The organism is Planomonospora algeriensis, from assembly GCF_977012225.1.
Map to the genome: position 1 here is coordinate 1 of NZ_CDRNDK010000444.1, position 2,720 is coordinate 2,720.

The 2,720-nt window shown below is 72.5% G+C and carries 3 protein-coding genes; 2 read left to right on the top strand and 1 reads right to left on the bottom strand.

The features are described 5' to 3' along the window. On the bottom strand, positions 1 to 454 hold a 454-nt coding region (locus ACWJ6R_RS29810; RefSeq protein ID WP_449065412.1), incomplete at its 3' end, for an NUDIX domain-containing protein. 299 nt (positions 455 to 753) lie between these two features. On the opposite strand from ACWJ6R_RS29810, the gene ACWJ6R_RS29815 reads away from it, so the two are divergent. Further along, the gene (locus tag ACWJ6R_RS29815; protein WP_449065413.1) at positions 754 to 1,197 is read left to right on the top strand and encodes a hypothetical protein; all 444 of its coding nucleotides are present in this window, start codon (positions 754 to 756) and stop codon (positions 1,195 to 1,197) included. After that, positions 1,194 to 2,720, top strand: a 1,527-nt coding sequence (locus ACWJ6R_RS29820; RefSeq protein ID WP_449065414.1) for a DUF7779 domain-containing protein, incomplete at its 3' end; no start/stop codon positions are given. The genes ACWJ6R_RS29815 and ACWJ6R_RS29820, both read left to right, overlap by 4 nt.

Consider the following 2,720-nt stretch of genomic DNA (forward strand, 5'->3'; position numbering starts at 1 on the left):
CGGCCGCCGCCGCAGGCGCGGCGATGCGCCGGGCCAGCGCGGCCGGCACCAGCGAGGGCACCTGGCCCGGGTCGGCGAACCTCCAGCCTGCCAGTTCATCGGCCGGCAGCCGGATCGCGGCGATCTCCTCGGCGGTCAGGACGCCGCCGTCGTAGAGGAAGATCACCCCGTCCGGCCAGCCGGGCCGCGGCGGGATCCAATCCGCTGCCAGCAGGCGTCCGACCGGCCGGTCCAGGCCGAGCTCCTCGGCCACCTCCCGGCGGCATGCCGCGGTGGGGGACTCGCCGGGCTCGACGACGCCGCCGGGCACGTCCCACCGGGGCTTGTAGACCGGGTCGACCAGCAGCATCGCGCCCGCCGCATCGCGGAGCAGCGCACCGGCGGCCATCCATTTGCGTCCCAGCGAGGCGGCGTACGGATCGAGCGGTGCCGCGGGAAAATCCTGCGTCGTCATGACCGCGACCGTAACGGTCCGTCGCCGCGACCGGCAGGCTCCGAGACGGATCGCCATGGCCACCCGGGTTCCGGAAACAACGGCTTCCGAAACTCCTGCGGCCGGTCAGGTTCGGGGCCCGGATCCCGCACCGGACCCTTCTCGTCTCACCCTGCTTCTGGCTGATCAGATCGGGTTCCTTGCCCGCCGATCGGTGGATTCGTCTGTCGTTGCGGCGTATGCGGATCTACAGTCCAAGTGACCGGAGGTGAGGGCCTGCTCCACCTCAGCGGCGGGCGGGCCGGTGAAGGAGGGGTGCGATGAGTGCGGAGCTGGCGGTCCTGGCCGAGCAGGCGATCCCGTACGTGAGCGCGGCCGCTGCCGCCTACGGCGGCGCGGTGCTGGCCCGCACCCAGGAGCAGGCCGCCGACGCCACCGTGGCCTGGGGCCAGCGCCTCCTGCAGCGCCTCTTCAGCACCGCCACAACCGAAGCAGAGACCCCGGAGGTGGTCGCGGATCTGGTGGCGGCGCCGGAGGATCCTGACGTGCAGGCGGCGATGCGCCTGGCCATCCGCAAGGTGCTGGCCGCCGATGCGCAGCTGGCCGCGGAGATCACCGACATGCTCGGCCAGGCCCGGGCGGCGGTCTCGGCCGGCGGCAACGTGGTGCAGACCGGTGAGGTCTCCGGGGGCCGCGTCTACGGCGGCGACCACGTCGACTTCTCCCGCGGTACCTTCCACGGTCCGGTCACCGGCAAGGGATGAGCGCCGCCTCGAACCGCCCGCTGGAGGGCGACGCCGACGGCCGACTCTACGGCGCCGACCATGTCGACTTCTCCTCCTCCACCTTCCACGGCCTGGTCGCCGGGACGGTCAACACGGCTCCGGCGCCGGCGCTGCCGCCGGTGGCCAAAGTGCCGGCGACCGGACTGGTAGGGCTGCCGCGCCGACCGGCGGCGGTGTTCGTCGGCCGCGACGACGAGCTGGCCACCCTGCAGCAGGCCCTGACGGCCGGGCCCGGAGTGATCGCCCAGGCCGTCATCGGGCTGGGCGGGATCGGAAAAAGCGAGCTGGCCCTGCACTACGCCCTGACCCACCACAACCACTACGACCTCGTGTGGTGGATCGACGCCGACGGCGCCCAGGCCATCGAGGCGGGGCTGGCGGCGCTGTGCCGGGCCTTGTGCGCGGGCCTGGCCCCGGCCGCCGCCACCCAGGCCCCCGCCAAGGAAGCCGCGGCCTGGACGCTGGCCTGGCTGGCCGCCCACCGGCGGTGGCTACTCATCTTCGACAACGTCGAAGAGGTCGGCCACCTGCAGCCGTATCTGGGCCGCCTGCACAGCGGCCAGGTGCTCATCACCTCCCGCCGCGATCGTGGCTGGCAGGAGGTCGGCACCATACTGCGCCTGGGCGTGCTGGAGCCGGCGGACGCGGTGCGGCTGCTGCAGAGCCTGTTGGCCCCCGCGGCATGGGAGCCGGACGCGGCCGCGCAGCTGGCCGCCGAGCTGGGGGAGCTGCCGCTGGCACTCAAGCACGCCGGCGCCTACATCGCCGAGACCCCCGGCATGACCCTCTCCCGTTACCTGCACCTGCTGCGCACCACCGCGGCCCGTGATGCCGTCCGCCCCTGGCAGGGGTCGGCTGAGCAGGCGGTGGCACGCACCTGGGCGGTCACCATGGAGCGCATCGCCGCCACCGACCAACTGGCGGTGCGGCTGCTGCGCCTGCTGGCCTGCTACGCCCCGGACGACCTGCCGTGCGCGGTGCTGTACGGCCTGGCCGAGCACGGAACGGTCGATGAGATACAGGTCGCCGAGGCGCTGGGGCTGCTGGCCACCTACAGCATGATCAACCGCTCGCCGGACGGCCATGCCGTCAGCGTCCACCGGCTCGTCCAGGCTGTCACCCGCACCGGCATGAACGAGGGCGACCGCGCCGCCCTGGCGGCCGAGGCGGCCGCCCTGCTCCAGACTGCCCTGCCCGATGACCCGGATCGCATCACCTCCTGGCCCATCTACGCTCGGCTGCTGCCCCATGCCCGTATCGCGCTGGAATTCGACTCCCCTGGAATGGCTCAGGTCATCGACTATCTACACGCCAGCGGTGCTTACCGCACTGCATGCGCCCTGCAGAAACAACGTCTGGATGACTTGCACGAGTGCCTCGGCGCCGACCACCCAGACACGCTGGCTGTCCGACACAATCTCGCGTTCTGGACGGGGGAGGCTGGAGACGCGGCTCGAGCGCGGGATCTGCTGGCTGAGCTGCTGCCCGTGCGCGAGCGAGTG